This window comes from Pseudomonas sp. AGC41 (assembly GCF_057334555.1).
The window spans coordinates 1-7754 of sequence record NZ_JBHFJB010000148.1; the positions used below are offsets into that span (position 1 = coordinate 1).

The 7754-nt window shown below is 63.5% G+C and carries 7 protein-coding genes; 6 read left to right on the top strand and 1 reads right to left on the bottom strand.

Annotated features, from left to right (window positions below):
* Window positions 1–31: 31 nt before the first annotated feature.
* The gene (locus ACE04F_RS24335) at window positions 32–982 is read right to left on the bottom strand and encodes a DUF1853 family protein (protein WP_486110257.1); all 951 of its coding nucleotides are present in this window, start codon (window positions 980–982) and stop codon (window positions 32–34) included.
* A 104-nt stretch (window positions 983–1086) separates the two neighbouring features.
* Here ACE04F_RS24335 and ACE04F_RS24340 point away from each other — a divergent pair, with 104 nt between their 5' ends.
* From ACE04F_RS24340 to pepN, 6 genes are read left to right on the top strand one after another with little or no spacing between them, the layout of a single operon-like run.
* Window positions 1087–1977, top strand: coding sequence for an NAD(+) kinase (locus tag ACE04F_RS24340; protein WP_003180647.1), 891 nt, complete (start codon window positions 1087–1089; stop codon window positions 1975–1977).
* Window positions 1974–2948, top strand: a complete 975-nt coding sequence (locus ACE04F_RS24345) for a metallophosphoesterase (protein ID WP_486110299.1) — start codon at window positions 1974–1976, stop codon at window positions 2946–2948. The genes ACE04F_RS24340 and ACE04F_RS24345 overlap by 4 nt, the downstream gene beginning before the upstream one ends.
* Window positions 2945–3817, top strand: a complete 873-nt coding sequence (locus ACE04F_RS24350; RefSeq protein ID WP_486110258.1) for a rhomboid family intramembrane serine protease — start codon at window positions 2945–2947, stop codon at window positions 3815–3817. The genes ACE04F_RS24345 and ACE04F_RS24350 overlap by 4 nt, the downstream gene beginning before the upstream one ends.
* A gap of 45 nt (window positions 3818–3862) precedes the next feature.
* Window positions 3863–4123: a YeaC family protein gene (locus tag ACE04F_RS24355; protein ID WP_305500450.1), complete on the top strand. Its 261-nt coding sequence runs from the start codon at window positions 3863–3865 to the stop codon at window positions 4121–4123.
* A complete protein-coding gene (locus ACE04F_RS24360; RefSeq protein ID WP_486110259.1) occupies window positions 4120–4950 on the top strand; it encodes a DUF2797 domain-containing protein in 831 nt (276 codons plus the stop codon). Before ACE04F_RS24355 ends, ACE04F_RS24360 begins: the two co-directional genes overlap by 4 nt.
* 13 nt (window positions 4951–4963) lie before the next feature.
* On the top strand, window positions 4964–7621 hold the full coding sequence (gene pepN / locus ACE04F_RS24365) for an aminopeptidase N (protein ID WP_486110260.1): 2658 nt from the start codon (window positions 4964–4966) through the stop codon (window positions 7619–7621).
* The last annotated feature ends 133 nt before the right edge of the window (window positions 7622–7754 follow it).

A 7754-nucleotide genomic window follows, 5' to 3' on the forward strand; every position in this document is an offset into this window, starting at 1 on the left:
CGCGAAGGGGCCCTGACAGACACCCCAAACCTCAGCCATTACCCGGCACATCCGGCCAAAGGTCCGCCACCAGAAACGCCCGCTCGGCTTCTTCCCATTCGCCCTCGGCATTTTCGCTCAGGCGCACCATCAGTTGCGCCGGTGCCATGGGATCAAGGGCGGTTCGCCAGGCCTCCAGTTGTCCGGCAGTCCAGACCTGGTCAACCGGGTAATGGGCCGGGGCCAGCCAGGCTGCGCGGGGCAGGGGCTGCCAGCGCCCGGGCGGGCGCTGAGTGACGAATCCTGGCCAGTCCCGCTGGTGCAACCAGCAGCCGCGCAAATGCCTGGGGTGCGCACCGCTCGGCGGTTCGGCCTCGCCCGGCCAAGGATAGAGCAGGTAGCCGCCGAGCCAAAGGTGCGAGCGGAACGATTCGATGCCCAGCGCCGCCAGGGCCTCGCGGCTTTCCGGGCGTGCCGAGATCGGCAGTTGATGCTCATGCAGATGCGTCAGCTTGCGGTCGAGTCGGTCATGGCAGCCGGGCCCAAGCCATTGCGCGGTATCCCGCCCGTTGCCTTGTTGCGGGCCCAGGTACAACTTGATCGCCAACTCCAGGTGATGCACGCCTTCATTATCGCGTAGCAGCAGGTCCAATTCGCCCAGCGTATGGCCCTCGCGCCGGATCGGCAGGTTCGCCGCGATCAGTTCGATGCCCGGCGCATGCTGCACGGCAAACTGCCAGAGCCTTTCGTAGTACAGCCCCAGGCGCCGCGTGCGCCCCTGGGACAGGCAGTGCAACAACGGATAACTGTCGCGGTCCAGTTCGCGCAGCCAGTGTTCCAGGCGATGGGGCTGCTGCACCCAGCCGCTGCCCGCCAGGGGATGGCGCTGGGGCCAGGGCGTGTCGATGAGCATCGGCGGGGCGACGATTACCCACGCCAGGTCCCGCACTTCGGGATGGCGCAGGTGGCGGGGCAGGTCGAGCAATTCGGGAAACAGGATCATGGTGCGAGCATAGCCGTTGCGCTGAAGGCTTAAAGGATTTTGTCTACGGCGCGGTTTCGCCCATAATCGGGTTTTTCGCCCGTCGCAGACCTCGCAGGAGCCTCATGGAGCAATTTCGCAATATCGGCATCATCGGTCGCCTGGGCAGTTCCCAGGTGCTGGACACCGTTCGCCGTCTCAAGCGCTTCCTCCTGGAGCGGCACCTGCATGTGATCCTCGAAGATACCATCGCCGAAGTGCTGCCGGGCCACGGGCTGCAGACGTCGTCGCGCAAGATGCTCGGCGAAGTCTGCGACATGGTCATCGTCGTCGGTGGCGACGGCAGCCTGCTGGGCGCCGCCCGGGCCCTGGCGCGGCACAACATCCCGGTCTTGGGGATCAACCGTGGCAGCCTGGGCTTCCTCACCGATATCCGTCCTGACGAGCTGGAGATCAAGGTCGCCGAGGTGCTGGACGGCCATTACCTGGTGGAAAACCGCTTCCTGCTGCAAGCCGAGGTGCGCCGTCATGCCGAGGCCATCGGCCAGGGCGATGCGCTCAACGACGTGGTGCTGCACCCTGGCAAGTCCACGCGCATGATCGAATTCGAGCTGTACATCGACGGCCAGTTCGTCTGCAGCCAGAAGGCCGACGGCCTGATCGTCGCCACCCCGACCGGTTCCACCGCCTACGCGCTGTCGGCCGGCGGCCCGATCATGCATCCCAAGCTCGACGCTATTGTGATTGTGCCCATGTACCCCCATACCTTGTCTGGGCGACCCATCGTGGTCGATGGCAACAGTGAGCTGAAAATCGTCGTGTCCAAGGATATGCAGATCTACCCGCAAGTGTCCTGTGACGGCCAGAACCATTTCACCTGCGCGCCGGGTGACACCATCACCGTCAGCAAGAAGGCGCAGAAGCTGCGCCTGATCCATCCGCTGGATCACAACTATTACGAAGTCTGCCGGACCAAGCTCGGCTGGGGCAGTCGTTTGGGGGGTGGAGGCGACTGATGCTCGATCCCGCGCGCAGTTACGATCTGATCGGCGATGTGCACGGATGCGCCTTGACCCTGGAACACCTGCTCGACCGACTCGGTTACCGCAAGCAGGCCGGGGTCTGGCGGCATCCGTCGCGCATGGCGGTGTTCCTCGGCGACATTATCGACCGGGGCCCGCGGATTCGCGAGGCGCTGCACATCGTCCACGACATGGTCGTGGCCGGCCAGGCGCTGTGCATCATGGGCAACCATGAGTTCAACGCCTTGGGCTGGAGCACGCCGGCATTGCCGGGCAGCGGCCAGCGCTACGTGCGCGAACACACGCCGCGCCATGCCCGTCTGCTCAACGAAACCCTGACCCAATTCGAGCAGCACCCGGGTGAATGGCGTGACTTTCTCAAGTGGTTCTACGAACTGCCGCTGTTTGTCGACGCCGGGCGCTTCCGGGTCGTCCACGCCTGCTGGGACGCGGGCCTGATCGAGCCATTGCGCGGCTTGTTCCCGGAAGGCTGCATCGACGAGCATTTTCTCCAGGCTTCGGCCGAATCGGGCAGTTTCGCCTGCACGGTGTTCGATCGCCTGTTGCGCGGTACCGACATGCGCCTGCCCCATGGCATGACCCTGACGGGTGGCGACGGCCTGACTCGCGCGTTCTTCCGCACCAAGTTCTGGGAAGACAACCCGCAGACCTACGGCGACATCGTCTTCCAGCCCGACGCGTTGCCGGAGCCGGTGGCCCGCACACCGTTGTCGCCGGACGAAAAAAACAACCTGCTGCGGTATGGCGTCGATGAGCCGATGTTGTTCGTCGGCCACTACTGGCGCAGCGGCAAACCGGCGCCGATCCGCCCGAACCTGGCCTGCCTGGACTACAGCGCGGTGCTCTACGGCAAGCTGGTCGCCTATCGGCTCGACCAGGAAACCCGCCTGGACCCGCACAAGTTCGTCTGGGTCGATGTCGAGCGGCCGGAGATGGGGCGATGAGCGTCGTCGCCGTCCTGCGCCTGCCCCTGGCAGTGGACCTGAGCGGTTTCGTCAAGCTGCTGCAGCGCATGCAGGTGCCTCATCGCGTCAGCGAAGAGGCGGGCGAGCAAGTGCTCTGGGTGCCGGATGAAATCAGCGAAAGCGTGCGTTCGTTGTACGAGCGTTTTCCCGCCGGCGATCCGGAGCAACAGCTGGAACTGCCTGACACCGGCAGCACGTCACGGCCAGCAGGGTTCGTCCAGCAACTGACCCGCAGTCCGGTGACAGCCCTGATATTGCTGCTGAGCCTGATCGTCAGCGCCGTGACCCTGCTGGGGGAGAATCTGGAAACCCTGCGCTGGTTGACCTTCCTCGAGTTTCGCGTCGTCGGCGACTACATCCAGTTCACGCCGTTGGCCGACAGCCTCGCGGCGGGGCAGTGGTGGCGCCTGGTGACGCCGATGCTGGTTCACTTCGGCTTCCTGCACATCGCCATGAATGGCATGTGGTACTGGGAACTGGGACGTCGGATCGAAGCGCGCCAGGGCGGGATCAACCTGCTGGGGCTGACACTGCTGTTCAGCCTCGTGTCCAATTTTGCCCAGTACCTGTTCAGCGGCGCGACCCTGTTCGGCGGGCTTTCCGGAGTGTTGTACGGCCTGCTGGGTCATTGCTGGATCTACCAGCTGCTCGCACCGAACCCGGCCTATCACTTGCCCCGTGGGGTGCTGGTGATGATGCTGGTGTGGTTGCTGCTGTGCCTGTCCGGGCTGGTTTCGCTGATCGGTTTCGGCGAGATCGCCAATGCGGCCCACGTCGGCGGGCTGCTCGTCGGTTGCTTCACGGGCTTGTTGGGCGGGCTGTTCGCCCGCCGTAAAATGGCCCTTTGATCGGCGCCTGTGCCTTTTGAGAATGCGCAATTGCGCGGAGAACCCATGTCTTCCTTCAACGAAATGATCAACAACATCACCCCCGACATCTACCGCAGCCTGAAACTGGCGGTGGAAATCGGTAAATGGGCCGACGGCAACAAGCTCACCGCCGAGCAGCGCGAGCTGTCGCTGCAAGCGATGATCGCCTGGGAAATCCAGAACCTGCCCGAAGAAGAGCGCACCGGCTACATGGGCCCGCAGGAGTGCCAGTCGAAAGCCACCGTCGTGCCGAATATCCTGTTCAAGTCGGACGCCATCCATTGATCGAGATTGGCCGCGGTGCAATCAGCAAGATGTCGGCACGCCTTGACGGGCCGATCGTTCAATACGCCTTTCGCCTGGGCGATGTCGAGGTTCCGGTCAACCCGTTGATCGGCAGCAGGATTCGCCTGGAATACCTCGGCGCGATCCACTGCAGCCACTGTGGACGGCGGACCAAGACCAGCTTCAGCCAGGGCTACTGCTACCCCTGCATGACCAGACTGGCCCAGTGCGACCTTTGTATCATGAGCCCCGAGCGGTGCCATTTCGAGGCGGGTACCTGCCGTGATCCGGCTTGGGGCGAGCAGTTCTGCATGACCGATCATGTGGTCTACCTGGCCAATTCGTCGGGCGTGAAAGTCGGCATCACCCGCGCCACGCAACTGCCGACCCGCTGGCTCGACCAGGGTGCAAGCCAGGCGGTGCCGATCCTGCGGGTCGCCACCCGCCAGCAGTCGGGTTTCGTCGAGGACCTGTTCCGTAGCCAGGTGGCGGACAAGACCAACTGGCGTGCCCTGCTCAAGGGCGACGCTGCGGCGGTGGACTTGCGGCAGATCCGTGATTCACTGTTTGAAAGCTGCGCCCAGGGCCTGCAGGGTTTGCAGGAACGATTCGGCTTGCAGGCGATCCAGACCATAGCGGACGTCGAACCGATCGAGATCCGTTACCCGGTGCAGCAGTACCCGGCGAAGATCGTCAGCTTCAATCTGGACAAGGACCCGATCGCCGAAGGCACGCTCCTGGGAGTCAAGGGCCAGTACCTGATTTTCGACACCGGCGTGATCAATATTCGTAAATACACGGCCTACCAGCTCGCCGTGCATCAGTAGAAGGATTCGACCCATGCGCACCGAACAACCGAAGATGATCTACCTGAAGGACTATCAGGCGCCCGAATACCTGATCGACGAGACGCACCTGACCTTCGAGTTGTTCGAGGACCACAGCCTGGTCCATGCGCAACTGGTGATGCGCCGCAACCCCGAGCGCGGCGCCGGATTGCCGCCGCTGGTGCTCGATGGCCAGCAGCTGGAATTGCTCTCGATCAAGCTCGACGACGCCGACCTGGGTCAGGGCGACTACCAACTGGGTGACAGCCACCTGACCTTGCAGCCCAAGGCCCAGGCGTTCACTGTCGATACCACCGTGCGCATCCATCCGGAAACCAACACCGCGCTGGAAGGCCTGTACAAATCCGGCAGCATGTTCTGCACCCAGTGCGAGGCCGAGGGCTTTCGCAAGATCACCTATTACCTCGACCGCCCGGACGTGATGAGCAAATTCACCACCACCGTGGTCGCCGAACAGCACAGCTACCCGGTGCTGCTCTCCAACGGCAACCCGATTGCCAGCGGCCCCGGCGAAGACGGCCGGCACTGGGCGACCTGGGAAGACCCGTTCAAGAAACCGGCCTACCTGTTTGCCTTGGTGGCCGGTGACCTGTGGTGCGTCGAAGACACCTTCACCACCATGAGCGAGCGCACCGTGGCGCTGCGTATCTATGTCGAGCCGGAAAACATCGACAAGTGCCAGCACGCCATGACCAGCCTGAAAAAATCGATGCGCTGGGACGAAGAGGTGTACGGGCGCGAATACGACCTGGACATCTTCATGATTGTCGCAGTCAACGATTTCAACATGGGCGCGATGGAGAACAAGGGCCTCAACATCTTCAACTCCAGCGCCGTGCTGGCCCGCGCCGAAACCGCCACCGACGCCGCGCACCAGCGGGTCGAGGCGATCGTCGCCCACGAATATTTTCATAACTGGTCGGGCAACCGCGTGACCTGCCGCGACTGGTTCCAGCTGTCGCTCAAGGAGGGCTTCACGGTGTTCCGCGATGCCGGGTTCTCCGCGGACATGAACTCGGCCACGGTCAAGCGCATCCAGGACGTGGCGTACCTGCGTACCCATCAGTTCGCTGAAGACGCCGGCCCGATGGCTCACCCGGTGCGCCCGGACAGCTTCATCGAGATTTCCAACTTCTACACCCTGACCGTGTACGAAAAGGGCTCGGAAGTGGTCGGCATGATCCATACCCTGTTGGGCGCCGAAGGCTTCCGCAAGGGCAGCGACCTGTACTTCGAGCGCCACGATGGCCAGGCCGTGACCTGCGACGATTTCATCAAGGCCATGGAGGATGCCAATGGCGTCGACCTGAGCCAGTTCAAGCGTTGGTACAGCCAGGCCGGTACGCCACGGCTGGCGGTGAGCGAGGCCTACGACGCCGCGGCGAAGACTTACAGCCTGACGTTCCGCCAGAGCTGCCCGCCGACGCCGGACAAGGCCGAGAAACTGCCCTTTGTGATTCCGGTCGAGTTGGGCCTGCTGGCCAGCAATGGCACCGAAATCCCACTGCGCCTGAGCGGCGAAGCGGCGGCGAGCGGCACGCCCCGGGTGATCTCGGTGACCGAGGCCGAGCAGACCTTCACCTTCGTCGATATCGCTGAAAAGCCCCTGCCTTCGTTGCTGCGCGGCTTCTCGGCGCCGGTGAAGCTGAGCTTCCCGTACGACCGCGACCAGTTGATGTTCCTGATGCAACACGACAGCGACGGCTTCAATCGGTGGGACGCCGGCCAGCAGTTGTCGGTGCAGGTGTTGCAGGAACTGATCGCCCAGCATCAGCAGGGCGCCAGCCTGACGCTGGATCCGCGCCTGGTCAGTGCGCTGCGCAGCGTACTGTCGGATGAGTCCCTGGATCAGGCAATGGTCGCGGAAATGCTCTCGCTGCCAAGCGAAGCCTACCTGAGCGAAATCAGCGAAGTCGCGGACGTCGAGGCGATCCACGCCGCCCGTGAATTCGCTCGCCGGCAGTTGGCCGAAAACCTGTTCGAAGCCCTGTGGCTGCGCTACGAGGCCAACCGCGACCTGTCCCGGCGCACGCCGTACGTGGCCGAGGCCGAGCACTTCGCTAGGCGCGCGTTGCAGAACATCGCGCTGTCGTACCTGATGCTGACCGACAAGCCCGAAGTGCTGAGCGCCACCCTTGAACAGTTCGACACCGCCGACAACATGACCGAGCGCCTCACGGCGCTGGCGGTGCTGGTCAACTCGCCATTCGAGACCGAGAAGGCCAAGGCCCTGGAAGTGTTCGCGGAGAACTTCAAGGGCAACCCGCTGGTCATGGACCAGTGGTTCAGCGTCCAGGCCGGCAGCCCATTGCCGGGTGGACTGGCACGGGTCAAGGCGCTCATGGAGCACCCGGCGTTCAACATCAAGAACCCGAACAAGGTGCGGGCCCTGGTCGGCGCGTTCGCCGGGCAGAACCTGATCAACTTCCACGCCGCCGACGGCTCGGGTTACCGCTTCCTGGCGGACCTGGTGATCCAGCTCAACGCCTTCAACCCGCAGATCGCCTCGCGGCAGCTGGCGCCACTGACCCGCTGGCGCAAATACGACAGCGCTCGCCAGGCGCTGATGAAAGGCGAACTGGAACGCATCCTCGCGTCCGGCGGGCTTTCGGCCGACGTGTTTGAAGTGGTGAGCAAAAGCCTGGCTTGAGCTTGATAGCGCGGTTTACCTGTTGAACCGCGGCGCTTTCTTCGCGAGCAGGCTCGCTCCCACAGGGGTTTCATGTTGGTCACAGGATATGTGATCGCTGAAAATCCATGGTGGGAGCGAGCCTGCTCGCGAA

What these genes read in the sequence shown, in the direction of transcription:
- ACE04F_RS24335 (WP_486110257.1), bottom strand. Translation starts at nt 982, where the DNA reads ATGATCCTGTTTCCCGAATTGCTCGACCTGCCCCGCCACCTGCGCCAT.
- ACE04F_RS24340 (WP_003180647.1), top strand. Translation starts at nt 1,087, where the DNA reads ATGGAGCAATTTCGCAATATCGGCATCATCGGTCGCCTGGGCAGTTCC.
- ACE04F_RS24350 (WP_486110258.1), top strand. Translation starts at nt 2,945, where the DNA reads ATGAGCGTCGTCGCCGTCCTGCGCCTGCCCCTGGCAGTGGACCTGAGC.
- ACE04F_RS24355 (WP_305500450.1), top strand. Translation starts at nt 3,863, where the DNA reads ATGTCTTCCTTCAACGAAATGATCAACAACATCACCCCCGACATCTAC.
- pepN (WP_486110260.1), top strand. Translation starts at nt 4,964, where the DNA reads ATGCGCACCGAACAACCGAAGATGATCTACCTGAAGGACTATCAGGCG.